The sequence below is a fragment of the Telmatospirillum siberiense genome, assembly GCF_002845745.1.
Classification (GTDB): Bacteria; Pseudomonadota; Alphaproteobacteria; order Rhodospirillales; family Magnetospirillaceae; genus Telmatospirillum; species Telmatospirillum siberiense.
This window is the reverse complement of the sequence record NZ_PIUM01000014.1, coordinates 57,849-84,752: the sequence shown is the minus strand read 5'-3', so window position 1 is coordinate 84,752 and position 26,904 is coordinate 57,849. Positions and strand designations below refer to the sequence as shown.

Below are 26,904 nucleotides of genomic sequence, written 5' to 3'. Positions count from 1 at the left end.
ATCCAGAACCAGGTCAGATAATCCTGAATGATTCAGAAAGAACGCATCGCCGCTGCCTTGTAAAGGTGCGCGCAGAGGTCAACCCCTCTCCCGTTGGTCCAGCAATAGTAAAAGATGTGTGCCCCTCACCACCCAGTCCTATTCCCGCATAGCACGGTGCATTTTTTACGAAAATCGTCGTTTGTATTGCACGTGCGAACGCCGTCATATTCTCGACGTTTGTCGAGTGCATGATTGCGGTATGCCTGTTTCCTTTTTCGACTTTTACGGCGAGCTCTATACCCTCCTGAACGCCCTCGACACAGACGATCGGCAAAACCGGCATCATCTGTTCCTTCCACACCAAGGGGTGATCCGGCGGCGCCCTAAAAATGGCTAACCGGCATGCCTCATCCACGTTAATTCCCACGTCACGCAGAATAATTTGTACGTCTTTCCCAATATATTTGGCGTTGATAGCTCCATCATTGACGACGAGTTTAGTTACCCTTGCACTCTCCTCGTCTGAAAGCAGATAGGCCCGCCCGGTTTCTTGAATGAACTTGACCAGGGCGTTTTCCACTTCCCGCACCACGATCACTTCTTTTTCACAGATACAAAAAATGTTGTTGTTGATGCTGGCGCCATTGACGATGCATTCGGCCGCGCGGCGGATGTTGGCGGTCTCGTCGACCAGGCAGGGAGGATTGCCGGCCCCGGCGCCGATCGCCTTCTTGCCGGAACGGAGCACGACATCGACGACGGCCCTTCCGCCGGTCGCCACCAGCAGATTGATCTTCGGGTGCGCCACCAGATCCCTGGCGGTGTCGAGGGTGGGTTCCTCGACCATGCCGACCAGCCCCGCCGGACCACCGGCCGCGACGATCGCCCGGTGAATCAGGCGGACCACCTGCCGACTGGTTTCCCTGGCGCTGGGATGGCAGTTGAACACCACCGAATTGCCGGCGGAAATCATGCTGATGGCATTGTTGATGATGGTTCCCGTCGGATTGGTGATCGGCGTCAGCGCGCCGATTATTCCGACGGGCGCATATTCAAGCAGCATCAACCCGTGATCGCCGCTGATCGCGACCGGCTGGATGTCCTCGACACCGGGGGTCTTCTCGGCACACAGGATGTTTTCGCGGATCTTGTCCTCGACCCGCCCGAGATGGGTCTCCTCGACCGCCAGCCTGGCAATTCTCTCATTGTTCTCAAGGACATGGCCGCGAATATTGGCGATGATCTCCTTGCGCTTCAGAAGCGTCATCGGGAGCAGTTTCCGCTGCGCGGCGACGGCGGCTTCGACGGCATCATCGATCGTCGCGAAAATCCCGTCACACCCCGCCACCGGGGAGAGCGGGCCTTCGGCGACCAGTTGATCCAGGACTTTTCTGACCAGGGTAGCGATCTGCTGTCCGTCGGCATTCATTCCAAGATCCTCCATCCGCGTCTTCTTCGTCATGCCAGCGCCAGAATGACGCCGCCGACCAAGGCCTCGAGAACATCGAGCGGAATGAAATCGGAGAATTGATCACAGATCTCTTTTTTCAATGTCTTCTCGATGACTTCCATGGGCAGTGATCCGGCGCTTCCGGCGTCTATGCAGGTACTTATTTTTTGTGACGCCACTTCCATTTTCTCGAATATTTTCATGGCCGATTGCGCAACCCGCATATCCTCCTCGACCGTTCCGCCGCTGACCCCCAGCGCACCGATCACCCGGCCTTGCGTGACCAGCGGATAGCCGCCCCCGAAGAGGACGATCTTTCCGTCGTGACCGTTCTGAATCCCGTAGAGGGCCGCGCCCGGCTGCGCCAGTGGCCCGAGCTCATGGGTGGCCATGCGCAGAACCGCCGCGGTGTAGGCCTTGGAAACGGCCAGCTCCGTACTCACCGGCAAGGTTCCGTCCATGCGGGAGAACGACAGGAGTCCCCCCTCGGCGTCGACCAGCGCGACCGCCATCGGAACATTGATGACCACGGCTTCCGTCCGGCAAGTCTCGGCCAGCCTCTGGGCGATCACACAGGGCAGGGTTTTCATGATCGGTCCTCCGCCATCTCCGTTGCGACCTGCCGGACGACGCAGACGACTTCCAGCGACCAGGCCAGGGCGAAAAGGAAATCCGATAGCCGGTTCAGATACATCGAGATGTCGTCGAAGCCATGCAGTTCGCGATTGAGCAAAACGACCAGACGCTCGCCGCGCCGGCAGACGGTGCGCGCGATATGCGCCGCCGCGCTGTCGGGCGAGCGTCCGGGAACGATGAATCCGCTGGGCAGGCCGTAAGCCGCGACCAGCTTATCGATGGCTTCCTCCAATCTCGCCACGTCGTCGCGACCGATCCGCCGGCTCAACCGGGACAGCGCCTCGGGAGACGACGCCAATTGCGCGCAGGCGGCGGAAAGATCCTGCTGGATGCGAAAAATAGTGTCGCGTACCGGCGCCAGATCGACCAGCGCCCGCACCATTCCCAGATGCGCCTGCAGCTCGTCGAGCGTTCCATAGGCGTCCACCCTGAGGTCGGCTTTCGAGACCGTCTCACCGCTGAACAGCCTGGTCTCGCCGCCGTCACCCTTGCGCGTATAGATCTTGCTTTTCATCGCGCTCGCCATCCTGCTTCCCGATCCACCCGCCAGACCGCTCATGCCCCGATTTCGAACTGGTCGATGATTCCGACGATGGTCGCGTCGACCGGAGAGTTCTCGATATCCACCGCCGTGCGGGCCGCACTTCCCTGAACGACGAGGACTTGTTCACCGACGCCGGCGCCGACCGCGTCGACGGCAACGAATGGAGATCCCTGCGGCGCCGAACTTCGCGGATCCAGCGGCTGGACGATCTGAATCTTGCTCCCGACCAACCGTTCATGTTTCCGGGAGGCGACGACCGTTCCAATGACCAATCCAATCAACATCCCTGCAATCCTCCCCGCGGTCCGTCGGTAGCTGCGTCGCGGACCAGATGAACCCCCAACCTCGCCGCCGTCTCGCGGGCAAGAGGCGTGATGACCGCCTGCGGCATGCAGCGCATGTCGGCTCCGGCGCGATGAGCCTCCACGACGTCTCCCTGGGTGATGACCTTGTTGGTGACGACCCGGCTGACGGAAGAACGGCCGGTCGGGACATCGCCCGCCGCAGCGACAATCGCGTCGGAGCCGCCCGCCAACCCGTCGGCCACCGCCGCCAGTTGGGTGATATCGGTGAGCGTGCATCCGTATTCGGCCGCCAGACGAAGGCGATCGTCGACCGCCCGCCAGAGGGACGGCCCCCCGTGATGGAAGCCGAGTTCGACCCGCCCCCGGTTCCGCTCGACGCCGTTTTTCGCCACCACCACCGGTTTTCCGGTGAACAATCCATGCAAGATGAGATTGCTGGCCTGGTTGTCGCCGATCAATCCGGCGACCTTGGACAACGAATTGACGCTGAGCATGGGAACAACGACGCCTTTCGCCTCGCGCAGGTCGCGCAGCCAGGTGAACGGCGGCAATGACGACCATTGCGGAAACCCGGCCAATTGCTCGCGCAATGGTTCGCCGTAGAGATGATCGGCCATTTCCGAAAATCCCAGGCGAAGGTGGAAACCGCGAAGGATCAGCGAGCGCAGCTGGTCGAGCGCGCCATCGTATCCGACCGTCGCCCCGGTGAAGACGACGATCAGCGATCCGCGTCTGCCGTCCGCGCCCAGACGCGGCAACAGCCGGCTCAACACCGCCGTGACGAGATCCGTCACCTGATCACCCGTGCTCATGATGCCTTCCGCCCGGCAACGGCACCCACGGCGCGGCCGATCGCGGGCTTCTGGGCATCCCGGCTGTTCCGCGCGCAGCGGAGCGCGATCCCCAAGGGGGTCACCAGCAGCGGATTGACCGGCAGCATCACCTGAAGTCCGGTTTCCTGCGCCATCACCTCGACGATGCCGGGAAAGGCGCTGGTCCCCCCCACCAGATACAGGGTTTCAACCGGATGTTCCGCCAGATGGGTCCTGACGATCGACGCCATTTTCTGAAACACCGGACGAACCAGCGGAAAGAGGTCTTTCTGCCGCCGCGGATCGGTCTTCATTCTTTCCGCTTCGGCGATCTCGATCTTGAAATTGCCGGCCAGCACCAGATCGACATGGGTACCGCCCGTCGCCTCGTCGGCGGTGTAGATCACCTTGCCGCCCTTGATCACCGATATCCCGGTGGTCCCGCCACCGATATCGACCACCGCGCCGTCATCGATGTCGAGTACCTCGGCGGCGGCGCTCGGTTCGTCGATCAGGCCGACCGCGTGCAGATCGGCCGCTTCGAGAACATTGGCGAAGGCCTTGGCATTGCCCCCCATCGTACCGGGAGGATAGGCGGCCATCGCGTCGGAAATCTCGAAACCCGCCCGCCGGATCGCGTTGACCTGGTTCCGCAAGAGCGAGATCGCCCCCATGTAATCGAGAACCAGCCCGTCACGCACGCTGGACTGGCTGCGCGTCAGGGCGCCGGCGACGGGCCGTCCCGCCCCGTCAACCACGGCGGTGACGATGTAGGCCGTTCCAAGGTCGACGCCGGCATAGAGCGGTTCGCCGATCGGCGGGACATCCTCCAGCCCCAGGGCGGCATCGAAATCCATGAGAAGCTGGTTGGCCGCCGGACGGATTCCCGCCGTGGCCTGTCCGGGCTCGCTCGATGAAGACGTCACGTCACTGTTTCGGTCTGTATTCATCTTCGATAACCACAATCTTCTCTGTGAAACCGCACACGACTTCTTCTCCGGACGGGAGTCACTCCTCCCGTCCGACGACATTGGCGATCGCCGTCTCCGCCGCTTTCGCCGCCCGCTCGACATCCGATTCCCTGCCGCTCAGATACAAGCGCCCGACCGCGCCGAACACGCGCACGTCGACCAGCGTGATCTGCGCGCTTTTCTCGGCTTCGTTGGCGGCAAGGACGATGTAGGCCGCCGGGACCACTTCCATGATGTACAGGTCCTGGCCGGCGATCAGCAGCGAGGCCAGACGATTCACATTGATCACCTGGGCGTGGTAATCATTGACCTTATGGATGATGTCCGAGGCCAGGACCTTGGGTCTGATCTTCTCCTCGAACGCCGTTCCCAGACGCTTCAGCGCGGCCTCGCCGGCATATTGCACGTCGGCCTGCGCCTTCGAATGGAACTCGAGAATTCCGAAGCTGCGTTCGACAATCATGAAACCGGGCTGAACGAAGGCCGCCTTGCAGGCGGCGTCGGCAACCTGATTGATCATCATGCCGGGAGCGATTTCGATGAATGTCGCGGCCATCCCCACAACGGGAAGATAACCCCTCATGTTCGTTCCCAAATATCCGGCGAACTGCGGCTGCAATCTGTCGATATATGCGAAGGTACGAAGCTCAACCACGGGCCACTCCTTACTTTTGTGATTCTAATTTTTCATCACAATATTAAGAGAAGTTCGTTCTTATATTTAAATAACCTTCGTATTAAACATGAAGTTCCCAGAATTATTCGTTTTTTTATGATCTATTTTTCGGTTTTGGCCTCCTTGTTCTCTTTCCAGGCTGACCGGCGGACCCCTTGGACGCCGGCGGCACCGGCGGCGGGGTGACGGCTTCGACGGCGCGCGGGGCGACCACCGTCGAAGGAACCGCGGACTCCCGAGGGGACACGGGCTCCTGCGGGTCCGGCGTGATCTCGGGTATGGGGGATGGCTCGATCGCCGGAGGCTCCACCGGTGCCGGATCGGCAGACCCGTCAGGTGTCTCGACATCAGGCGCCACGGCGTCGGACTGAACCGGCACGACCTCGATCCCGACGGGTGCCGCGACCGCCGGAGGGCGCCTGTCCCGCGACGCGGCGCCATCGAGCCCGACGCGATGAAGCTGTTCGTTCGGACGGGCGATGACATGGGTGGAAACCACTTTGCCCACCCTTCCCGCCGCCACGGATGCGGCGCTGACCGCCGCATGGACCGCCGCCACGTCACCGGAGAACTTCACCGTGACCAGGCCACCGCGGGCCAATTCAAGGCCAAGCAGGCTGACATTGGCGGCCTTGGCGCCGGCATCGGCCGCCTCGATCGCCGCGGTAAGCCCCCAGGTTTCGATCAGTCCCAAGCTGCGCACGTCCATGTCACGTTCCCTATTTATTCGCGAGACGTCTCACGATGGCGCTGACAATACTTTCCAGCTCATCGGGGGACATTTTCGGAGATGTTTCTTCTTCCATATTTTCTTCATCGAAAACCATTGGGTCTCCCTTGACCAACCGGGCCGCGTTCTTCCCAATGTTGCGAAGTTCCCGAACTCTCATCGACTGGCGTTCCACGACGAACAACGGCTTTTCAGCCGGCAGGTCGCGATGATGAAGCACCACCACATCGTCGATGCCGTTGATCCCGATTCCGACGTTGAGCGAGGACATGTGCGCCGCCTGATGAGCGAGGGCGACGGCGGTCCCGGCCGGCATCTCGGTCAATTCGGCCGGTATCTCCTCCTCCTCGATCCCCCACAGGATCGGCTGCATCTGCAGGGCGTCCGCCCGGCAGGTGACGATTTGCACCGCGGGCCGTCTGGCGGCGACGAGGGAGATGTCGTCCATGCCGCTCATCCCTGGTACTCCTGCGCGAAGGCCAGCACGAGCCCGGTCGCCACGGCGTTGCGGGGACCTTCGGTGCCGCGAACATTGGCCCGTCCGGTGACGACGCCATACTCCAGCAGCGCGTCGGAAATCATCTTGGGGATTTCGAAATCGAGACCCGAACCGCCGACGAGTGCCACGAAGCTGACCAGACGGATATTGCCGGCCGGCGCCACCCGCTCCAGGGCGCGCAGCGTGTTGCGGACGAACACCTTCCTCTTCGCCTGCTGGCGGACGGCGACGATCTTGGCCAGCAACTCCTTGCTTTCCACCGGCACCGCCCCACTGTCGGTGAGGACGACGGTGCGCCCGAACAGGCGTGGATCCAGCGGTTCACGGAAAAACTCCACAGATCCGTTCTCGTGACGCATATGGAACAGGGATTCGACCCTGGCCAAGGGATACCGCTTGATGTTCTCCGCCAGATCGAAGTTTTCCAGGCCAAGCTCGGTGTTGATGAGCAGCGTCACCATGTCGCCGGCCCCCGCGTGGTGGGTGCTGTGGATCTCGCGGCCCTCGGTGATCAGCGAGGCATCGGTGGAGCCGCCGCCGACGTCGACGATCGCCAAAGGCGCGCGCGTCCCGGGCGTGGTCAGGGCACCCCTGATGGCCATGTCGGCCTCGACCCCGCCGACGACGACCCGAACGCCGATCTCCTCCTCCAGCTTCCTGGCCAGACGCTGCATCGGCAGCTTCTGCGTGCTCACCATGGCGGCAAGGCCGACCGCGTTGCCCATGGCATATTCGCCGGCCAGACTGCCCAGAATTTGTTGCGGCTTGAAGGTGTCGACGGCAAGGATGTCCTGCACCCGCACCGCACTGACCGGCATATCGGTGAGATCGGCCATTACCTGGCGGACCTGTTCGAACATGCCGCCGACATTGGTGCCCGTTTCCGCCTGAACCTCTTCCAGGGGATAGACGGTGGCGGCCTTCGCCATGATCGCGTCGGCCCCCTCGTCCACCGGAACTTCGACCCGCTGGCGGTGTCCGATCAGAATGATTTTTCCGGCGGGAATCCGGCGTTCCTCGATATCGCCTTTCGGAGTCTTGATCACCACGGCGCTGCGCGTTCCCATCAAGGCCCGGGCGATCGGAACCACCTGTCTCGTCTCGTCGGGGTCCAGTTGGAAAAGAGTGGCGATGTCATAAGGATTCGACAGCTTTTCGATGGTTCTGCCGACTTGCGCGACCTCGACGGCGGCCGGCATCCCCACCGGAACGCGATCGATGAACTTGACCTCGTCCACGATGGGAATAGGCGATGACAGCCGGTTGTTGATGAGGACCCCATCGTCCTTCTGAACGATGGCGGCGGTGATTTTGCACCCTCTCGCCGTCGCCTCGTTGAGCTGCCTTGCGACGGCTTCGAATTCCACCGTGCCGGGGACGACGACCACCCAGGAGTCACCGCCGGCGGATGCCGTCTTCAGATCCTCCAGCCGAATGGTCCGCCCTTGCGCCAGGCCCCAGCCGCCCGGCGTCGCGGGGTTGTGGCCGATCATCGCCGATTCGGTGATCACCGTTTCGGTGATGGTCTCCATCGCGATATCGCCGATGACCGGGGTGGCCTCGTTAAGCAGGACGACGTCCAATTGCTTACGCGCAATGCCAAGGGGTTCAAGAGCCTGGTCCAAGGCATCGATCACCCCCATGACATTGCGTAGAGTACCCTTGATGCCAACGGTTCTGACCATGGAGCTGGATAGAAACCGCACGTCTTCCTTGCCGAATACTTGCGCTACGGCAACTTCCGTCGTGTTATTTCCGATATCGACACCAGCTATATAGATCATTTATCGAACACCGATCGTTTATACCTGCTCCAGGTGATCAGAACCGATCACCTGACCCTCAATGGGCCAGCCCAAGACCCGATGAGTCATCCTCATCGGGTCTTGGCATTAGACGACCTTGTTTCTTCCTCGCTTTTCGTAGACTTCCGCCGCCTCGCGAACGAAAGACGCGCAAACTTTCGCCTGGTATTTGCTGTCGAGTTCGTCGGCGATCGCCAGCAGCTCCGCCTTGGTCGACCGATAGGGGCGAAGCGCGCTGTAGATCTCCAGCACACGGGCATCCGGAATGCGCGTCAGTTCGGCGGCGCGACGAAGATTTCCGGCCAAATGGGGCCGTCCGGCGCTCTCGGCGATCTGCGCCTGATATTCCAACGTGTCCGGATGGATCTTGATGTCGTCGAAACTGAGCTTGCCCTCCACCACCTTGTCCAAGGTGATGTCCGACAATCCCAGGCCGGTGACCGATTTCACCAGATCTGGCCGTTTGCCGCTGAGAGGATAATCCTTCTTCGCGTCAAGCTTGCCGGCACCGCCGGCACTTGCCGCGCCGCATGTCCCGCCGGGATTGGTCGCCGTCTGGTTCAGCGTCGCCAGAACGCGCTGAACGGCGGCGACGATCATGTCGGGACTGATTTCGTCTTTCTGTTGAGCCATGAGTGTGTTTCTCCCTGGGGGTCCGCCTCAGCGCTGCACGGCGAGTTCGACGCTGGGCGCGCCGAGCTTCACATGCTGCGTTTCCTTGTTATGGAGCAGAGCGGCGAGGCCCTGATATTTCGGCCGGGCCATCGGGTCGCTGCGCGTCGGAACCGGGGTCGGATGTTCGCCCTTCGCGTATTTGGCCGCATTACGGCCGATCGCGCGAAGCACGTCCCTGTCGACCAGCGGGCACTGGGGAAACAGCTCGAGGTTCTGGAGAATCTCGAGATCCCGCTGATGGATGACCGCGGTTCCTCGGCACAGAATGCCGATACCGATGCCCGAGCCGCTGAGCATGGCGGCGTCATGGGCGATCGCCCCGACGTCGGCGGTACGCCCCACGCGGACCAGACGGGCTTTCAGCCCCTCCTCCTCGATACCCGCGAACAGTTCCTTCAACACGTCGCTGTGGGGAATATCGATGATCGTCTTGGTCATCGCCGTGCCGAAAGCCGGCGGCACGCCGATGACCACTTCGTTACGGTCGGTTCCCGCCTTGGCCGTCCCAATTTCCCTGAAGGAAAGGGGTGGGACGGTGACTCCCGGATTCTTGGTGGCGGTCGTCGTCGTGGGAGTTTGCTGTAAAACTTCCAGGATGATCTGCCGCACCATCTCTTCGGATATCTGCATCATTCGATCTCCCGCCCTAAATGCTCTCAGGATCGATTGCCTGAGGGATGTTCTTCAGGAATTCCCAGCGTTCGCCCTCTAGGCGATAGCCGGTGCCTGGTCCCTGGTAATCGTTCGGGTGGTTGACCGAGCTCACCACTTCAAACTTGTCCGTATAGACGGCGGAGGTCTGAAGATAGTCGCCGGCGACCTTGCCCTTCTGCATCTCGAGCACGGCGGCGGCGATATCGGGGAATCCCCGTTTGGCCAGGGCGCGAACAATGTCCAGGCCGGTCGATCCGCGTTTCATGAAGTCGTCGATGGCGCGCAGATCCTCTGGAACATCGCGATCACCCATGTCTCTGGAGCCATGAGCGTAGGTCGCGCGTTCGACCTCGTCGTCGGTGATCGCGGGAAGACCGACCTCCTCGAACACCGCCTGCAAGGCGCGAACGGCCCGATTTCGCACGGCGATCACACCTTCCTCCGTCACCGGATTGAGGCCGCCGTCGACCTGCAGATCGCGTTGCAGCACCAGATAGTCGTCGTAGTCGTCGACATCGTGGGTGGAGCCGGCGAACATGTTGTCGTAGTTCGGCTCGCCCGCGTAACCGGAGAAGATGAAGTCGGTCCCGGGCAGGAACTGCATCAACATCCGCGCCGTGTTGCGTTCGATCGAGTGGGTGAAGGTCTGGTCGTTGCCCGACGCCACTTCGAGGTCCATCAGCACGGTGGCGACGTTCTCGGCGAGAACCGTCTTGATCCCGGCCGGAACCGCACCCGGCACGCCGATACAGCTGATCGAGCCGTTTTGCAGTCCCTGGACGCCCGCCCCCTTGGTCACCATGATGCAGCGGACTTCCAGATAGAGCATCGATTTGCCCTCGGCATAGCCCATCTGGACTTCGGATCCGGTACCCGAGGTGTAGCGCATCTTGAGTCCGCGCGAGGCATAGGCCGAGGCCAGGAACGACTTCGACCAGGGCGTATCGTCGCCGTCGATGAACACCTGCTCGGTTCCGTAGACCGACACGGTTTCCGCGTAGGAGGTCAGGCCGCGCATTCCCATGCTGAGCTCGAGCGCCTCTTCCACCGCGCATTGCGACAGCACGCCCGGACGACCGGTCTGCCCGCCGACCAGCAGGGCAAGCGCGTTCATCGGCGCGTAGCGGCCGACACCGACCGTGGTTTCGATCTCGGCGAAACCGCGATAGGCGGCTTCGGCGGCATCCGCGGCCAGCAAGGGAGCCGCATCCTTCAGGTTGGTGATGTGGGCCTGATTCATCGGCGGCTTGCGCGAGCGCATCTTCTGCATCGCCATCATCAGCTCGACGACGTTCAGCTCCCTGAGAATGCTGACGACCTTGGCCGGCGTGAAACCGACCGACAGGCGAACCAGCTCGGCGCGGGGGACGTTGATGTCGACCAGCATGCGGGCGAATTTCAACGACTCGATGGCCATCGCCTCTTCGGCCACACTCTTGTCGACGCAATGATCCGCAATGAAGTAGTCGAGCATGTCGAACTCATTGCGGCGCTTTCCATCCAGTTCGGTGACGACGCCGTTTTCGATGCGGATCGAAGGCTTCGGATCGTTGGGGCTGTCCATTGCGACAAGCCCCACATCGACCCATTCCTTGATGAAACCGTCCTTGTTGACCGGGCGATCGGCGAGAACCAGGAATCGCTTCTGTCTTTTTGCCATCTCGGGGCCCCCTTAAATGTATGGAGTGCCGGAGGATTTCGGCGTCTGTCCCCAAGCGCAAAGCAGTTTGTTGCCAACCTCGCGGCCGGCAATGACGGCCTGCCGGACGGCACCCGAGTCACCGGTAACCCAGATGAAGGCTTCGTTGGAGAAGCTGGTGTTTCTCTTCGGCGTTCCGACGCCCAGGACCTGCACGTCGGCGGCTTTCACCGCGGCGTCGATCATCAGCATGCCGATTACCGCCGGAGCGCCGAGAATCAAGCCGAACGCCTTGCCTTCCGGCACGCCGAAGGCGACGTTGAGGACCTTGCTGGCACGCGCGGTATATTGGTTTTCCGTATAACCCTGATCGTTGCCGTAGACGTCGCCGAAATATTTCGGCAGAACCTGCAACGTCACTTCCACCGCTCGCCTGGCGTCCGAGACGTCCTCGGCCCCGAAAACGATCAAATTGCCGTGACCGGCACCGCCCTTGGTGTCCCTCGGCATTTCGATGAGGATGACTTCCGTATTGGTCGCCTTGATCGCCTCATCCGCCGCCATCAGTTGGGGGCCGGCTCCGGTGCGTCCGCCGATCACCCCGATCGAACGATATTTCGGATCGAAACCAAGGATCGAATGGATCTGCGGATCCAGGTTGGCGATCACAATTCCCTGCGTATCACCCATACCGCAACCGACATACTCGGTCAGGTGCGTCAGATCGGCCGGCACGGAAGGGATTTCGAGCGCGGGGGCAGTTGCCGCAACGGCGGGTGACGCCCCCACTCTCTTCATGACTTCCTGCAAGACCTTGTCAACCATCTCTTCCGACATCGACTATTCCTCCACGTGCTATCCGAATGGCTCGGTTTATTGGTTGCGAACGTCCGCCCGCCTCTACAGACCGGAAGGGATGATTTTTTCGACGTCCGCGTGTGGCCGCGGAATGACGTGGACGGAAACCACTTCGCCGACTTTGCCGGCCGCGGCGGCTCCCGCGTCGGTAGCGGCCTTGACCGCGCCGACATCCCCACGAACCATTGCGGTAACCAGGCCGGACCCGATTTTTTCCTGACCGACCAAAACCACATTCGCGGCTTTCACCATCGCGTCGGCCGCCTCGATATTTGCGATCAAGCCTCGCGTCTCGATCATTCCCAGCGCCTCTTTGGTCATATGACATCCTCCATGACAGCTCGTGCCATAGGCATCGCAAGGCGTATGCCACTTGGGGTAAGCCCCTCGACAGGGAGATAAATTACTTATTTTACAATGAATTACGGGGGAATTTGCCGCATATGCCCACCCCGTTTCCCGTCGATGGACGGACGGAATTCGACTCTTAAGTGTCGATCGATCGACGATCGTTCGACACTTCGACGCGACTTCAAGAAAGATCGGGGGAAGGAATGCCGGCACGCCGTTGACATGCCGACGGCCTGTCCGGAATCCGCACTCTGGGGGGACTGGTCGCCTCCTCTCCCGCCAGGGAAGAGGAGGTCTTTCATTGGAAGGAATTGGCCGCCGAAATGCGTTCAATCCGCCAGTCCACGAGGGACGAGAAGGATCAGAAACGCGCCATCGGGACTCGACGGCCGCTCAGTTGTACGGCTGACGGGGAATCCCGAGCCGCCGCATTTTGTAGATCAGCGTCGTCCGGGGAACGCCCAGTCTGGCCGCGGCGCCATCGCTCCCCCCCAACACCCAGCCGGTCTCTTCAAGAATTCGCTGGATGTAGTCGCGCTCCCGTTCGACAAGCGTCGTCTGCGACGATTTCACCTGGATTTCCTGCCTGCCCGAATTGGTTTCGTTGAGTTCGGCGAACGGCGAAATCAGCACATTGTCCGGAGACAGGATGACGGCGCGCTGAATGAGATTCTGGAGTTCCCGCACATTGCCGGGCCAGTCGTAAGTCATCAAGGCGTCCATCACGCTTCCCGGAACCTCGTCGATCTGCCGCCCCATCTTTCGCCCGTATTTGGTCACGAAGTATTTGACCAGATCAGGGATGTCTCCCTTGCGTTCACGCAACGGCGGCAGATAGATCGGAAAGACATTCAGGCGGTAATACAAGTCGGCGCGGAACCGTCCCTCCCGCATCATCTGTCGAAGATCATGGTTCGTCGCCGCGACCACCCGGACATTGACGCGGATCGACCGCGTGCACCCCAATCTTTCGAATTCCTGCTCCTGGAGGACGCGCAGCAGTTTCGGCTGCAGTTCCAGCGGAATGTCGCCAATCTCATCGAGGAACAAAGTCCCGCCGTTGGCGACCTCGAAGCGGCCGATCTTCCGCTCGACGGCGCCGGTGAACGCACCTTTTTCGTGCCCGAACAACTCGCTTTCCAACAAACCGGCGGGAATGGCGGCACAGTTCAGCCGGACAAACATTCGGTCACGGCGATCACTGCGGTTATGAATGGCGCGCGCCACCAGTTCCTTGCCGGTTCCGGTCTCACTGCTGATCAAAACAGTCGAATCGGTTCCGGCGACGGTCATCACATGCCCCAATACCTTGCGCAGGGCCAGACTGCCGCCGACGATCTCGTCGAATGGATGCTCGGCCTGAATTTCCTTGGCGAGATAGAGATTTTCCTCGACCAGACGCTCGCATGACCTGCTCAAACGCTGATATTGCAAGGCGTTCTTGACCGCGATGGCGATCTGGTTGGCGACCTGAGTGAGAAATGCCGCATCCTGGGAGGAGAAATGGTCCACGGAACGATCGTTCAGGTGCAAAACCGCCAGTTTCTCACCCGCCGCGACCACCGGGATAAGACACTCGGACTTGAACCCTTCCATTTCGTTGATCCGCCGAACGCTGGTCACTTGCCCCTTGAGACGGGTGATGGTTCCACGCGGCGGCGGTTTCGCCGACGGATCGCCGACGGGATGCATATCGAGGATCATCCCTTCGCGCAGGTAGCCCCGGCTGGTCGGAAAATCCAAACCTTTAACGGAAAAATACTGCCCTTCGGCGCCAGGCATCGACAAATAGACGGAATCGCATTGCATCGCTTGGCGTATCCGTGTCGGAATCAGTCGTTCCAGTTGGGGAAGCCCCAGCTTCGAGACCACCGCGTTGTTGACGTCGAGCAACAGCTTCAACCGCTCGGAACTTTCCCTCAACGCCACCTCGGTCATCTTCCGTTCGGCGATGTGGCGGGCCTGCTGAAGATTCTGAAACGCCTTCAGCGAAAGTTCGTTGGCAAGGATATAGCAAAGATCGGCGATGTCGCGAAACTGCTCCATCGACATGATCTGCACTTCCTGCAGGGCTCTGCGGAAATCACCCTCGTCGGCACCGATCCCACCGGCGTAGTGGAGCAATTGCTCGTCCGGAACCAATTCGTTCTTCACCTGCCCCATCAGCCAGTTGCCGATATGCTTGCCGCCAACGCTGATGCAGGCACCGGCATCCCAGATCCCGGCGCTCAAACAGACACGAATGGTCGGACCATCGGGATTGCGCTTACCGATTTCGGCATCGGAACAGATGCAGTTGGCCAACCCCTTATCGGTCTTGCGAATAATATCGTTACATAAACGGCAGAAATTGCTGGGCTTCGTCACCGGCACGCCGTTGGGGTGGGTAATGATGGAGGCAACCTTTGTCGCCTTGGCGAAAGCATCCTGGATTTTCTGAAGCTGCTCGACCTCGAACAGGTCCGTCAACGTGACATTGGTGGTATCCAACAGTCTATCCGGTGCCACAAAATGCGTATTCTCGATCTCGCTAAGTGAATCCCGAAGTTTCTCATTGGAAGTTTTAAGTTGTGAACACTGGGTCATTTCGCCTCCATGATCACTGCTTTCTTGGACTTAATCTTATTAAGATCTTCTTGTTATCCCCACCCTACTCTTACGACGCCCCCTCCACAGGAAACCACCCCCCAAAGATCATAGGAAACAGATCCGGAATTCTACCGCCAAGCTGAGAGAAAAAGACATATCGATAAACCATGACGGGAAACAGATCGGATGCGACCTGTCGCCAGCAACACCAGCGACGGCTGAACGGAGATCAGGATGCGGTCGAGCTTTCGTCGCACCGGTCGGGGATCATGCCCCCGCCAAGCGACATTGCCGATCCGGCCGGCCGGCCCACCAGGACGAACCACGGACAGTCCGTCCGCAGGCCAATCGATCCGATATGTGACTCCATGACACCCCCCGTTTCGGATTTATAGGCATTCCGAGTTTTCCCCCTCGCGTAGCAAGACTCGCGCCGGCTTCATGCCACGCCATTTTATAATCCATGGCGATAGCGCCCACAGGCGTCAGATCCGCATGTTTTCGCCATTCATCGCATTCAACTGCAAACCGGGAAGCATCTTCCGCGCGTCGAAGGTTCGACACCCATCGACACGCCGCCGTCGACCTTTCGACGGTTTCGACACAGCCTTAGCCCCATCTCCGGCGCATGGAGAATCGACAAAATGGCAGAGATGGGAAAATCGCGGGGATAATTGCGGGGGGAGAAGCGGAAACCCGACGAACCGAGGAGCCGGCGACGTGAAGGCCCTCTGGACGAGAGCCCATCCTCGGTTGAGGAAACTATCCGTCTCGGCGGATCAGCGGTTCTTGAACAACTGAAGCACCGTTTCGGCAAGCATGTTTTCCTGCTGCGCGGCGGCGGTGGCCAGTACGGTCTGGGCCTGGCTGCTTTTCGAATCGGCCGCCACCGAGGCTATATCGGCATCGGAAACGGCGGATGCCGATTGCGTGACGGCAAGCAGGCTCGACTGATTGACCTGGCTGGCGAAGCTCAGCGCGCTTTGCGCCGCAGCCAGGCGGGCCTGGGTGTTGGACACTTCGTTCAGGGCGGACTGCACCTGGCTGATCGAGGTCTGGATCGACGAGGACGTGGCCCACCCCGATGAAGCGGTGCTGCTCACGCCCAGGGACGCGGCGTCGGAGGCCTGGCTGTCAACGGTGATCTGCCCGCCGTGGGTGGTGGTGTCGACCGTCATCGAATTGGAATTGGACGAGACCAGATTGATCCCGTTGACCGAGGCATTGCTCACATAGTTGCTGGTCTGCTGCAGCAGCGTGTCGAACTGCTGCGACAATGTTTCCCTGACCGAGGAGTTGGCGCTCAAGGCTTCGGACGCGGTGCTCAGCATCTTGGTCAGATTGTTGCTGACGCTGCTGAGCGCCTGTTGCGACGTCGACAGAGCGCTACTGGCGATATTCACGTTTTGCTGCACCACGCCGATGGTGCTGATCTCGGTCTGCAAGGGCGTCGCCAGGGCGGTGGCCATGGACGACTGAAGGGATCCGCTGGCCATTTCCTTCAACAAGGCTGTGTGCTTCGCCTGCTGCTTATTGAGCAGGGCATTCACACCCATCGATGCCGATACCTGATTGGTGGAGGTCATGGTCGTCTCCGGAAACAGCCTGTTTGGGAGGTAGTCTACCATGACCGGCGCCGACTGAAAACGCCGACGAACCAACGAACCGACGGGGCATGGTAATCGGGTTCCCTCGATTGCCCTGCCCGAAGGAGGCGGAACAGGACCCAACCACAGATTACTAATCGATAAACACCATTTATCGCAATGAAAATATCGTTTTTATAAATGTAGAAGGGTTGATTAAGGTGACCTCCAACCGGATCGCTTATTTCTTGAGGGTCGTCATGAACCGAATCGTCAACGCCACCATAAGACTGCGCCTGTTCCTGGGCTTCGGCGCGGTCTTGCTGCTGCTCGCCATCCTGACCGCCGTCGGTATCCACGAGGTCAACGCCATCGACAAGGCGCTGACCCGTATCAACGACGTCAACGCCGTCAAACAGCGCTACGCCATCAATTTCCGGGGCAGCGTGCATGACCGCTCCATCGCGCTCCGCGACGTGGTTCTGGTATCGCGACCCGACATCCAGGAGACGATCCAAGCCGACATCCGCCGGCTGGCGGGTCTGTATCAGACGTCGGCGACGGCCCTCGACGGCATGTTCGCCGAGGGGCGCGACGTCACCGATGAGGAGCGGACCATTCTGGCCGCCATCAAGGCCGCCGAGGCACGCACGGTCCCGGCCATCGAAACGGTGATCGCCAACCGCCGGAACGGCGAGGTGGAAAAGGCCCAGGAGATCCTTCTGGAACAGGCTCGCCCGGCCTTCGTCGAATGGCTGGCGCGCATCAACCAGTTCATCGATCTGGAGGAACGGCGCAGCCAGGGCGAGGCCGCGGCCGCCCGCCAGACGGCGCAAGGTTTCCAGCATCTGATGATCAACCTGTGCGCCGGCGCCTTGCTGCTGGGCTTGGGGTTCGCCGCATGGACGGTCATGTCGCTGCGCCCGTTGCGGCGCCTGACCGACGCCATGCTGGCGCTGGCCGGCGGCGATTTGACCGTCTTAGTGCCGCCCTCGGTCAGCCGGGATGAAATCGGCCAGATCACCAGCGCGGTCGGCGTGTTCAAGGCCAACGCCATCGAAGCCGACGCCTTCCGCGCCCGGCAGGCGGAAATCGCCCGGCAGGCCGAGATCGACAAGAAGCGGGAAATGACCGCCTTGGCACAGTCTTTCGAAGACCGGGTGCGGGGCGTCGTCAGCACCGTTTCCTCCTCGGCCTCCCAACTCAGCGCTTCGGCCAAGGCGCTCAACCTCAGCGCCGACGAGACCGAACAGAAGGTCAGTCTGGTCGCCGGCGCTTCGGAACGGGCTTCGAACAATGTCGAGACCGTTGCCGCGGCGGCCGAGGAATTGAGCGCCTCGATCGGCGAAATCGGTCGGCGCATCGGTGAAAGCGCCGACAAGGCTCGCCATGCGGCGTCCCAGGCCGATGAAACCAACGCCATCGTCGATGGACTGTCGGCCAAGGCCAACCAGATCGGCGACGTGATCGCCCTGATCACCGACATCGCCAGCCAGACCAATCTCCTGGCCTTGAACGCCACCATCGAAGCGGCCAGGGCCGGCGACGCCGGCAAGGGATTTGCCGTGGTCGCCGGCGAGGTCAAATCCCTGGCCAATCAGACGGCCCGGGCAACGGGCGCCATCGCCCAGCAGATCGGCGACATCCAGACGGCAACCGGCGAAGCGGTGGCCGCCATCCAGGGCATCGCCAACACCATCAGGGAGGTCAACGATATCGCCGGCGCCATCGCCGCCGCCGTCGAGCAACAGAACGCCGCCACCCAGGAAATCAGCCGCAATGTTCATGAGGCAGCGCAAGGCACCGCGCAGGTTTCCGCCTCCATCGCCACCGTCCGGCAGGCCGCCACGCAGACCGGAGCAGCCTCGACCCAGGTTCTGGCGGCCTCGTCGGAACTGACCGGGCAGGCAGATCTACTGCGCGGTCAGGTGGACCACTTTCTGGCCACCGTGCGGGCATGACATGATGTCCGCTCGGCGGGTCCCAGGCCTCAGGCTTTGGGACCCGCCCCACCGACCCGACGGAAGCCCCCGTCTTCAGGGCGTACCGTTCGTCCCCGCGCTCCGGCTCGGCCGTTGAGCACGCCCGTCGAGTTCTTCGGCACGACGCAGGCCATCCTTATATCCCGCCATCCACCGATTCCGCTCCTCGGTGATTTTGTAGGGATTGAGAGCGTCGATCTCGGCGTCCAGGGCGTCTCCGCCCGGATCGAGAGGGCTGGCCCGGCCGGCCGACCACCCCTTGGCATAGACGCGGCTCAGCTCGAATTGAGACATCTCCGGCATGGTTCTTTCTCCCGAATGATCAGCCAGCCTTCGGCTCGCTACGCTGGACGGCTCCAGCGTCACATTGAAGCACTTTAGAGCCGAATGCGTCGAAACACACCCGGCTCTCTGCCTCCCACCGACAAAAAGCCGGGCTCATTTCCTGAATGAACGTCCCCGTCCATCGATCGATCACGTCATCCTGGGCCGCAGGAACGACAGTTTGGACAATTCGGACAGGTCGGAACGATCGTGCCGCGCCGCCTCGACGCGATCGATCGGATTGCGCGAGGGCGCCGGCATGCGCCGGGTCTTCGGCTTGGCGGACGGTACTACGGCCGCCCCCCTCGCGACGGTCTGGACGACCGACGGCTGAACCCGGACATGCCCCGAACGCCGATCGACGACGGGCAAGTGCAGCCGCGTCAGTTTTTCGATGGCGCGCAGCAGATCGCTCTCTTCGTTGCCGCACAGCGAGATGGCCGTCCCCTCCGCTCCCGCGCGGGCGGTCCGCCCGATGCGGTGCACATAGCTCTCGGCGACGTCCGGAAGTTCGAAATTCACCACATGGGTGACGCCGTCGACATCGATACCGCGTGCCGCGATATCGGTGGCCACCAAGGCCCGCACCGCGCCCGAGCGAAATGTCGAGATCGATCGCTCCCGCTGGCTCTGGCTCTTGTTGCCATGGATGGCGCAGGCCGAGACGCCGGCCTGCTCGAGATGCTGGGCGACCTTGTCGGCGCCGCGTTTGGTCCGGGTGAAAACGATGGTCCTGGCCATCGCCTTATCGGCCAGCAATTCAACCAGGAAATCCCGTTTGCGGGGACTCTCGACGAGAAACACCTGCTGGTGAACCCGCTCGGCCGTCGCCGCCACCGGAGTAACCGCGACCTCGACCGGATCGGAGAGCAATTCGCCCACCAGTTTGCGAATGTCGTCCGGCATGGTGGCCGAAAAGAATAAATTCTGCCGACGCCTGGGCAGTTCGGCGACGATACGGCGGATCGGTCTGATGAAGCCCAGATCGAGCATCCGGTCCACTTCATCCAGCACCAGAAATTCAACCGTTCCCAGGATGGCGGCGCGAGCCTGAATGTGGTCAAGCAGACGGCCCGGCGTGGCGATCAGGACATCGAGACCCTGGGCAAGGGCCTTGAGCTGCGGCCCATGCGCCACGCCGCCGAAAACGACCCCCACGGTAAGACCGAGGCCGGCCCCATAGGTCCGGAAGTTCTCGGCGATCTGACTGGCCAATTCACGGGTGGGGCTGAGAATTAGCGCCCGACAACCGCCCCGGGGGGCCCGCAGGGGCCGCTGCGCCAAATGATGAAGAATGGGCAGCGCAAAAGCGGCGGTTTTGCCCGTGCCCGTCTGGGCGATGCCAAGCACGTCACGGCCGGCGAGGATGGGGGGAATGGCTTGGGCCTGGATGGGGGTGGGAGACGAATAACCGGTTGCCGCCAGCGCGCGAAGAATCGGCGCGGCAAGGCCAAAATCGGTAAAACTATTCAAAACTATATTATCTTTCAGTGGATAACGCCCATTCCCCGCGACCGCTACGGCCGGGGTCTGATACGGGCGCTGATCGGGGGCTCCGCGTGACGGAAGCCGGACCGAAAACTCTATGGAAGGCTTTTAACGGAGGAGCGGACAACATCTGTCCGATCACGCGGCCGGTTCGCCAACATCCGCAACTGTGTCACGGGCAATGGACTATCGAGGCTCAGGCCGGAGAAGTCAAGAAATTCCGCCCGGGGCAACAGGGCAATCGGGTAACCCCGCTTGCCCTGGTTTAAATTCTTGCCCCTCAGTCGCCGGGCAGGGTTCAGAGCGCGACGAGATTGACCGCCGCCAGCTTCCCGGTCCGTCCGCGTTCGACATCGAAACTGAGCTTCTTGCCTTCACCCAGATTGATGAGCCCGGCACGCTCGACCGACGAGATGTGAACGAAGACGTCGGCCGAACCGTCATCGGGCTGAATGAAGCCGAAGCCCTTTGTGTTGTTGAACCATTTCACGGTGCCTGTGGGCATGCGTATCCTCCAAAGCCGGCGTTATCCCCGCGCGCCATCGCGGGGGACATCAAATCAGTTATAGGGAAGATCCACATATGGCACCGGACGTGATGCCGCGAGGGGAAGAAACCCAAACTCTTCGACTCTCGTGAAATGACGTTTGGCAAAGTATTTTGCAACCGAAAAATTGCAGAAATCCCAGGGCAATCGCACCGATGCGATAGGGATGGCGCAGGACGGCCTCAACCATTACTCGAGCGATACGGGACCGGAAGGCCGCCACCCGGCCGAAGCCCGCGCATCGAGGCAGCCCAGTTCCCGAAGCGTAGCCTCCACCGCCTCGTCCAGCGGAGTATGCGGTTCGTCGCCGAGGACGGCTTCCAGACGCGCATTATCCATGCGAATCGGCACCCGCCACAGATAACGCATCTCCTGCATCTCGCGAAATGTCGCGACGAAAGGCGATGCCAGGGTCAGAAGCCACCATGGAAAATCCGAGACGCGGGGCTCGACACCCGTCCGGCGGGCCACGACCCGACGGATCGCCCCGGTCATCAGGGATCCGTCGGGATCCCAGTGGCCGGCCATCTGAAAGGTGGAAAAGGACGCGAGCTCCTCGCGCCGAACCAGGAGCCGCGCCATCGTGCGCGCCACATCCGGCAGATAGGCCCATTGATGACCGACGCCGGGAACCCCGGGCGAAAGGACCTTTCGGACCACGCGCCCAGGCCTGACCAAGCCTTGCGAAAACCAGTTGCTTCTCGCCTTCGGCCCAAAGAAATCCCCGGTGCGAACGATCAACACGCGACCACCGTTCCGCGCGTATTCCCGCAGCCGCCTTTCCATTTCGACCCGAATGGCGCCCTTGCGCGTAACCGGGTGCTGAGGAGACTCCTCGGTCACCATCGGGAACGCGTCCGGACCATAGTTATAAATCGTGCCGGGCAACAGGATGGTCGCCCCCGACCGTGTCGCGGCGGCGATCGTATTGTCCAACATCGGCAGCACCAGTTCCGACCAATGCCGATAACCCGGCGGGTTCACGGCATGCACGATGACCGAGCAGCCATCGGCCGCCGCCGCGACATCCCGCCTGTTGAGGGCGTCACCGGTCAACCAGGTCATCCCGTTTTCGGAGACGGACGCGGCTCGCGGAGTTCTGCGCAAGGCGCGGACCGCCCACCCGATATCGCGAAGCTGACGCGAAAGCTCTCCGCCGATGCCGCCCGAGGCACCGAGGACCAGTACAGTGTCGTTGTCTTCCATGACGATCTCCACAAGGAGGGGATGAAGAGATCAATCTCGGCCAATGCCTGACTATACGTAATTGACAAAATATGTGCAGTATTCATACATTTTTGCATGACCTACGATATCGGCTGGGATCTTTACCGTTCCTTCCTGGGCGTCCTCAGGGAGGGCTCTCTTTCAGGAGCGGCCCGCCGGCTGGGCGTCGCGCAGCCGACCATCGGCCGGCATATCGCGGCGCTTGAGGAGGCGCTGGGCGTCGCCTTGTTCACGCGATCGCAAAGCGGTCTCCTGCCGACCGACGCGGCGTCAAGGCTCGTGCATTATGCCGAATCGATGGAGGCCGCCGCCGCCGCATTGGAACGGGTGGCGTCGAGCCAAGGCCCCGGCATGCGAGGCACCGTTCGCGTAACGGCGAGCGACGTGATCGGCGTCGAAGTACTGCCGGCCATCATCGCCGGCCTCCGCGAACAGCATCCCGATCTGCGGGTGGAACTGGCCCTCACCAATAAGATACAGGACCTTCTGCGCCGGGAAGCCGACATCGCGGTCCGCATGACCCGCCCCCGGCAGGTGTCGCTCGTCGCGCGGCGGGTCGGGACAATCGAATTGGGATTACACGCCACGAGACGATATCTGGAACGCCAGGGTACGCCGCGGCAGACCGGGGATCTGGCCCGTCACGCCTTGATCGGCTTCGACGAAGGCACGGCCTTCGTTCGCGAGGCGGCCAAATCCTTTCCGGATTTTCAACGCGACGCTTTCGCCATCAGCACCGATAGCGATCTTGCGCAATTGGCGTTGATAAGGGCCGGCGCCGGCATCGGGATTTGTCAAGTCGGATTGGCCAAACGCGACGCCGCGCTCGTCCGCCTGTTTCCGGATCAATTTTCCCTGAAGATGGAAATCTGGGTAAGCATGCATGAAGATCTGCGAAACAGCCCCTGTTGCCGGATCACTTTCGATGCGCTGGCGGAGGGGCTGCGGTTCCATACCGACCCACCATGATTGGCGGCCATGGGCGGAAGACCGGCATTGCATGCCTGGGACAAAATGTCTCGGACATTTAATACTCAAACGTCCCAATTCGGGGACATTCCAATGCCTTCCAGCCGGCTAAACTCCACCCTGACTTGCAGGATGGATTTCGGCCCCGCCTCCTCATCGAATCAGCCCTCGGCTGCGTCGCATTTCCTCAGGGAGGAGGAGGATGGTATCATATGTTATCTCTTTCGGTAGGACCGCGCCCTAAGATGCAGGACACAGACATTCACCCCGAGGACAACCGGCAGCCCGTCACCGCCGCTCAATTGGCGGCCCTGGCCGCGCGGCTGGAGGCGATGCACACCTTCACCATCGAACGCATCAAGGAGGTGCGTGCCGATGTCGCCGGCAGCGTCGAGCTGAACGACATGAGTTCCAGCGAGGTGCTGGACAAGATCGGCGATCTGTTGAGCCAGGTGACGGCCCGTCCGAACATTGAAGACGTCGGCGGTCCCGGCCAGGAGATCGAGGCTGTCATCCGCCTCAACGCCGAGGCGGCCAACCGGATCATGGACGCCGCCGAACATGTCTCCGAACTCATCGATACCGACGGCGTTCCCAGCGAGATCAGATTCGCCGTCCTCAATCACGTCACGGCCATCTTCGAGGCCTGCGGATTTCAGGATCTGACGGGCCAGCGCATCCAGCGCGCGCTCAAGACGCTGCGATCCATCGAAGAATCGGTGCTGGGCCGAAAAATCGCCGACGCTCCACCGGACGACAAGGTTAACCAGGCGCATGTCGACCAGGTTTTCTCCGAGAAGACGGACTCGCCTCCCGCCAAGGAGATAGGCCAGGCCGACATCGACGCGCTGTTCGGTTGAGAATTTCGTTTCCGGATGAACGGGAAAGGCCCCCATCACGTCGGAACATTGATCCCGCTCATGGTTCCAGATGCTTCCCGATGTGGGATTTCAGGCAATCGACGGTGGCACGGATCGGTGCCGCCGCCTTCACGTCGGAATGCACCACGAGCCACACCTCGCGCCGGAGCGCCGGTTCGCCGGGAGACGCCCGGACAAGCCCCGGCTCGGAGAGCGCCATAAAGTCCGGCAGCATGGCGACGCCGCCTCCCGCCCGCACGAAGGCGAGCTGGATCTCGGCATGATCCGAGGCCAGCCCGAAATTGCGGCCCGCCGCGATTTTTTCGGCCAGAACCTGCTGAGGCGATCCCGCCATGGCGCCGTCGGCGCCGACGAAGCGCCAGTCCGCCGCGGCCGTTTCTTTCAAATAGGCCGCATCCGCATAAAGATGGAACGGCATTTCGCCGAGCTTCACCGCCGTAAGGTCCCCCGCCTCCGGCCGGCTGAGACGGATTGCGATGTCGGCCTCGCGATGCTCCAGCGACACCAGGCGCGCCTCGCCGAGCAGGCGGATACGGAGATCGGGATGGCGGCGCTGCAACGCCACCAGCGGCCGGGCCAAAAGGGCCGCCGCATATGCCGACGGCGCGCTGATGACCACCTCCCCCTTCAGTTCCGAGCGCGCGCCCTGGGCCAGGCGGGATAGCCCCTCCGTCTCCCGCGCCATCCGTTCGGCGATCGCCGCCACCCGCTCGCCGTCGGGGGTAAGCATGAGACGCCGCCCCCGCCGGTCGACGAGTTTTATCCCAAGCCCCTCCTCCAGCGTCGCGATGCGCCGGGCCACCGTCGCATGCTCGACGGAAAGCCGCCGGGCAGCGCCGGAAAGGCTTCCCCCGACGACGAAGGCGGCGAAATGACGAAGATCTTCCCAATCCATATGTTAAAAATTTCCCATATAATGGTCGTTCATAGATAATTTTCAGCCATCCGGCAAGCTTGTACAAGGGTGCGAAAGCGAGGTGCACCATGGACAGAGCCGTAAAATTACTGAGCCCGGGCGGGGTTGACCGCATGAAGGTGGAGGCCTGGCCGCCGCAAGAGCCGGGACCGGGGGAAATCCGCATCCGCCACGAGGCGATCGGCGTCAATTTTCTCGATACCTATCACCGCACGGGTCTCTATCCGCTGCCGGCCCCCTTCATTCTCGGCGTGGAAGGTGCCGGAACCGTCGAGGCGGTCGGTGCCGAAGCAGGCGAGCTCGCCGTGGGACAGCGGGTCGTCTATGCCGGGCTGCCCGGCGCCTATGCCACGACACGGCTTCTGCCGTCCTGGCGCGCCGTCCCCCTCCCCGGAACGATTTCCGCGAATCTGGCGGCGGCCTCACTGCTGCGCGGCCTCACCACCCACATGCTCCTTACCCGTGTCCATCCCGTCTCGATGGGCAGCCTCGTCCTCGTTCATGCGGCGGCGGGCGGACTCGGCGCCATGCTGACGCGCTGGTCCAAACATCTGGGCGCCACCGTGATCGGCACCGCCGGCTCGCCCGAGAAAGCCGAAGCGGCGGGAGAAAACGGCGCCGACCACGTGATTGTCGGCCGTGATGCCGACATCGTCGCCGAAGTCGGGCGGCTGACGAGCGGCCGCGGCGTCGATTTCGCCATCGACGGCATCGGGGGAACGATGCTGGCGAAAACGCTGGCCTGCGTCCGCCGCTTCGGCACGGTGGCCAGCATCGGACAGGCGGCAGGCCCGATCCCCCCGATAAGGGTCGAAGACCTGGGGCCGTCGAGGTCCCTGTCCCTCGTTCGTCCGAGCGTCATGGCCTATACGACGGAACGGGAAACCTATCCGGCCGCCGTGCGAGACGTGCTCGCCATGAGCGAACGGGGCGTTTTCACCGGGATCGGACGGGAATACCGGCTGGACCAGGCGGCCCAGGCCCACGCCGACCTGGAAGCTGGCCGCATTTTCGGCGCCGCGATCCTTATTCCCTGAGAGGAGTTCCCATGACGCCCAAAACCCTGTTCCAACTCGCCGGAAAAGAGGTCTCTCCGCCCCGTCTGGCGGATGCCGTCCTCATTCTCATCGACTATCAGAACGAATATCTCGACGGGCCGTTAAAATTATCCGGCTGGGAAGAGGCCGTTGCACGGGCGGAGCGACTTCTCACCGCCGCGCGGCGGGCGGGATCGAGGATTATTCATGTCGCCCATCGCGGCCAGCCGGGAGGCCTGTTCGACCGAGACCATGCGCGCGGAGCCTTCATCGAGCGGCTGGCCCCCCTGGAGAGCGAAGCCGTCGTTGAAAAGACACGGCCCAACGGCTTTTCGGACACCGGACTCGCCCTTCGGGTCGGCACGGCGGGCGCGAAACTGGTGATTGCCGGTTTCATGACGCATAACTGCGTCTCCTCGACCACCCGGGCGGCGCTCGATCTCGGCTACGACATCACCATCGCCGCCGACGCCTGCGCCACGCGCGATCTGCCGTCACGCCACGGTGTCATCCGGGCGGCCGATATTCAGGCGGCCGAACTCGCGGCGCTGGCCGACCGGCATGCCTGCGTGGTCGATGTCGATGAGGTGATCGGATGACCGTTCGTTTCGCCTCCGGCCCGCCGCAGCGGAGCGGAAGCGTCATATAGAACACTATCCTCTCCCGCCTCTGGCGGGCTACCGCATTCACACATCTCAAATTTCGTATTTTTATCAGTGCGTTGCCAGCCTTGGATAAAACAGTGGCACCGGCCTCCGCGCCGGTGATCCG

27 protein-coding genes are annotated in these 26,904 nt (G+C 61.8%); 5 read left to right on the top strand and 22 right to left on the bottom strand.

Annotated elements, in window-relative coordinates:
* Positions 1–13 precede the first annotated feature (13 nt).
* The 17 genes from CWS72_RS13375 to CWS72_RS13295 all read right to left on the bottom strand — a co-directional run bounded on the left by CWS72_RS13375 (position 14) and on the right by CWS72_RS13295 (position 16,762).
* On the bottom strand, positions 14–1,444 hold the full coding sequence (locus CWS72_RS13375) for an aldehyde dehydrogenase family protein (RefSeq protein WP_199175679.1): 1,431 nt from the start codon (positions 1,442–1,444) through the stop codon (positions 14–16).
* Complete coding sequence (locus tag CWS72_RS13370; protein WP_101251114.1) at positions 1,441–2,022, bottom strand: GlcG/HbpS family heme-binding protein; 582 nt, start codon at positions 2,020–2,022, stop codon at positions 1,441–1,443. Before CWS72_RS13370 ends, CWS72_RS13375 begins: the two co-directional genes overlap by 4 nt.
* On the bottom strand, positions 2,019–2,627 hold the full coding sequence (locus tag CWS72_RS13365) for a cob(I)yrinic acid a,c-diamide adenosyltransferase (protein WP_101251113.1): 609 nt from the start codon (positions 2,625–2,627) through the stop codon (positions 2,019–2,021). Before CWS72_RS13365 ends, CWS72_RS13370 begins: the two co-directional genes overlap by 4 nt.
* On the bottom strand, positions 2,624–2,896 hold the full coding sequence (locus CWS72_RS13360; protein WP_101251112.1) for a EutN/CcmL family microcompartment protein: 273 nt from the start codon (positions 2,894–2,896) through the stop codon (positions 2,624–2,626). The genes CWS72_RS13365 and CWS72_RS13360 overlap by 4 nt, the downstream gene beginning before the upstream one ends.
* A complete protein-coding gene (locus tag CWS72_RS13355) occupies positions 2,890–3,729 on the bottom strand; it encodes an HFCD family protein (protein ID WP_101251111.1) in 840 nt (279 codons plus the stop codon). The genes CWS72_RS13360 and CWS72_RS13355 overlap by 7 nt, the downstream gene beginning before the upstream one ends.
* Complete coding sequence (gene eutJ, locus CWS72_RS13350; RefSeq protein ID WP_101251110.1) at positions 3,726–4,679, bottom strand: ethanolamine utilization protein EutJ; 954 nt, start codon at positions 4,677–4,679, stop codon at positions 3,726–3,728. Before eutJ ends, CWS72_RS13355 begins: the two co-directional genes overlap by 4 nt.
* Positions 4,680–4,737: 58 nt before the next feature.
* Complete coding sequence (locus tag CWS72_RS13345; protein ID WP_101251109.1) at positions 4,738–5,355, bottom strand: BMC domain-containing protein; 618 nt, start codon at positions 5,353–5,355, stop codon at positions 4,738–4,740.
* Between the two features lie 115 nt (positions 5,356–5,470).
* The gene (locus CWS72_RS28725) at positions 5,471–6,085 is read right to left on the bottom strand and encodes a BMC domain-containing protein (RefSeq protein ID WP_101251108.1); all 615 of its coding nucleotides are present in this window, start codon (positions 6,083–6,085) and stop codon (positions 5,471–5,473) included.
* 10 nt (positions 6,086–6,095) lie between these two features.
* Positions 6,096–6,563 (bottom strand): glycerol dehydratase reactivase beta/small subunit family protein, encoded by a 468-nt coding sequence (locus CWS72_RS13335; RefSeq protein WP_101251107.1) that lies wholly within the window; start codon positions 6,561–6,563, stop codon positions 6,096–6,098.
* Complete coding sequence (locus CWS72_RS13330; RefSeq protein WP_101251106.1) at positions 6,560–8,389, bottom strand: diol dehydratase reactivase subunit alpha; 1,830 nt, start codon at positions 8,387–8,389, stop codon at positions 6,560–6,562. Before CWS72_RS13330 ends, CWS72_RS13335 begins: the two co-directional genes overlap by 4 nt.
* 108 nt (positions 8,390–8,497) lie before the next feature.
* Positions 8,498–9,043, bottom strand: coding sequence for a diol dehydratase small subunit (locus CWS72_RS13325; protein ID WP_101251105.1), 546 nt, complete (start codon positions 9,041–9,043; stop codon positions 8,498–8,500).
* Between the two features lie 27 nt (positions 9,044–9,070).
* Positions 9,071–9,718: a propanediol/glycerol family dehydratase medium subunit gene (locus CWS72_RS13320; RefSeq protein ID WP_274540599.1), complete on the bottom strand. Its 648-nt coding sequence runs from the start codon at positions 9,716–9,718 to the stop codon at positions 9,071–9,073.
* Positions 9,719–9,731: 13 nt separating this feature from the next.
* Positions 9,732–11,399, bottom strand: coding sequence for a propanediol/glycerol family dehydratase large subunit (locus CWS72_RS13315; protein WP_101251104.1), 1,668 nt, complete (start codon positions 11,397–11,399; stop codon positions 9,732–9,734).
* Between the two features lie 12 nt (positions 11,400–11,411).
* A complete protein-coding gene (gene pduB, locus CWS72_RS13310; protein ID WP_101251103.1) occupies positions 11,412–12,215 on the bottom strand; it encodes a propanediol utilization microcompartment protein PduB in 804 nt (267 codons plus the stop codon).
* Between the two features lie 63 nt (positions 12,216–12,278).
* Entirely contained in the window at positions 12,279–12,557 is a 279-nt protein-coding gene (gene eutM / locus CWS72_RS13305; protein ID WP_101251102.1) for an ethanolamine utilization microcompartment protein EutM, read from the bottom strand.
* 423 nt (positions 12,558–12,980) lie between these two features.
* Positions 12,981–15,077, bottom strand: a complete 2,097-nt coding sequence (locus CWS72_RS13300; protein ID WP_158240644.1) for a sigma 54-interacting transcriptional regulator — start codon at positions 15,075–15,077, stop codon at positions 12,981–12,983.
* Between the two features lie 878 nt (positions 15,078–15,955).
* Complete coding sequence (locus CWS72_RS13295) at positions 15,956–16,762, bottom strand: hypothetical protein (RefSeq protein ID WP_101251100.1); 807 nt, start codon at positions 16,760–16,762, stop codon at positions 15,956–15,958.
* Between the two features lie 260 nt (positions 16,763–17,022).
* On the opposite strand from CWS72_RS13295, the gene CWS72_RS13290 reads away from it, so the two are divergent.
* Positions 17,023–18,723, top strand: a complete 1,701-nt coding sequence (locus CWS72_RS13290) for a methyl-accepting chemotaxis protein (RefSeq protein WP_101251158.1) — start codon at positions 17,023–17,025, stop codon at positions 18,721–18,723.
* A gap of 75 nt (positions 18,724–18,798) precedes the next feature.
* Here the strand turns inward: CWS72_RS13290 and CWS72_RS13285 are convergent, their stop codons facing one another.
* From CWS72_RS13285 to CWS72_RS13270, 4 genes are all read right to left on the bottom strand, one after another.
* Entirely contained in the window at positions 18,799–19,047 is a 249-nt protein-coding gene (locus CWS72_RS13285; protein WP_101251099.1) for a hypothetical protein, read from the bottom strand.
* A gap of 171 nt (positions 19,048–19,218) precedes the next feature.
* On the bottom strand, positions 19,219–20,541 hold the full coding sequence (locus tag CWS72_RS13280; RefSeq protein ID WP_101251098.1) for a DEAD/DEAH box helicase: 1,323 nt from the start codon (positions 20,539–20,541) through the stop codon (positions 19,219–19,221).
* Positions 20,542–20,854: 313 nt separating this feature from the next.
* Positions 20,855–21,061 carry a cold-shock protein gene (locus CWS72_RS13275; RefSeq protein WP_101251097.1) on the bottom strand — a complete coding sequence of 69 codons (207 nt, stop codon included), beginning with the start codon at positions 21,059–21,061 and terminating at the stop codon, positions 20,855–20,857.
* Positions 21,062–21,292: 231 nt separating this feature from the next.
* A complete protein-coding gene (locus CWS72_RS13270; RefSeq protein WP_101251157.1) occupies positions 21,293–22,309 on the bottom strand; it encodes an NAD-dependent epimerase/dehydratase family protein in 1,017 nt (338 codons plus the stop codon).
* Between the two features lie 96 nt (positions 22,310–22,405).
* Here CWS72_RS13270 and CWS72_RS13265 point away from each other — a divergent pair, with 96 nt between their 5' ends.
* The gene (locus CWS72_RS13265) at positions 22,406–23,299 is read left to right on the top strand and encodes a LysR family transcriptional regulator (RefSeq protein WP_101251096.1); all 894 of its coding nucleotides are present in this window, start codon (positions 22,406–22,408) and stop codon (positions 23,297–23,299) included.
* Between the two features lie 245 nt (positions 23,300–23,544).
* Positions 23,545–24,159, top strand: coding sequence for a hypothetical protein (locus CWS72_RS13260; RefSeq protein ID WP_101251095.1), 615 nt, complete (start codon positions 23,545–23,547; stop codon positions 24,157–24,159).
* A 58-nt stretch (positions 24,160–24,217) separates the two neighbouring features.
* Here CWS72_RS13260 and CWS72_RS13255 read toward each other — a convergent pair whose 3' ends face one another.
* Positions 24,218–25,075 (bottom strand): LysR family transcriptional regulator, encoded by an 858-nt coding sequence (locus CWS72_RS13255; RefSeq protein WP_101251094.1) that lies wholly within the window; start codon positions 25,073–25,075, stop codon positions 24,218–24,220.
* Between the two features lie 89 nt (positions 25,076–25,164).
* On the opposite strand from CWS72_RS13255, the gene CWS72_RS13250 reads away from it, so the two are divergent.
* Positions 25,165–26,133: a quinone oxidoreductase family protein gene (locus tag CWS72_RS13250; RefSeq protein WP_101251093.1), complete on the top strand. Its 969-nt coding sequence runs from the start codon at positions 25,165–25,167 to the stop codon at positions 26,131–26,133.
* An 11-nt stretch (positions 26,134–26,144) separates the two neighbouring features.
* Positions 26,145–26,732, top strand: a complete 588-nt coding sequence (locus CWS72_RS13245) for a cysteine hydrolase family protein (protein ID WP_101251092.1) — start codon at positions 26,145–26,147, stop codon at positions 26,730–26,732.
* The last annotated feature ends 172 nt before the right edge of the window (positions 26,733–26,904 follow it).